The organism is Dyella sp. SYSU CM1112 (assembly GCF_058216415.1).
In genome coordinates, this window is sequence record NZ_JBZEGI010000067.1 from 1 (window position 1) to 434 (window position 434).

Genomic DNA, 434 nt, shown 5'->3' on the forward strand with positions numbered 1-434 from the left:
AGTTAATACCGGCCCTACGATGTCCGGTTGCAACAATGCGTTGAACGCCATGGTGCCCCCGCCCGTCGGGGACACGACGACGGAATATGTCCCTGCGGCCATGTTCCATAAGAATATTCGGCAATCCGAACCGGGATTGGTGCTGGAACAGCTACTGCTGGTGATTTGTGTGCCGGCAGCGTTATTGATGCTGACACTCAAATTGCCGTTACCACCCGTCACGCCGATATTGCTCAACGTAAATTCCAGGTTGTCGCCGGCATTTGCACCAAACGTCAGGTAAGCATCCTGCCCTGACGCACCGGTGGTATAACTTTGGGCTGCGCCACCAGTTGTCACGGTACCTGTGACACCCGGTATCAACGTCAATTGACCACTTGCTGGAACGCCATCCGTGCTATCCACCACAACGGTGTAAGTCCCACTGACAGGTA

Annotated in this window: 1 protein-coding gene; it reads right to left on the reverse strand. The window is 54.8% G+C overall.

Features of this window, described 5'->3' with window-relative positions:
- A partial coding sequence (locus AC4HNJ_RS21640; protein ID WP_490481688.1) for a pre-peptidase C-terminal domain-containing protein occupies window positions 1-434 on the reverse strand: 434 nt, incomplete at both ends.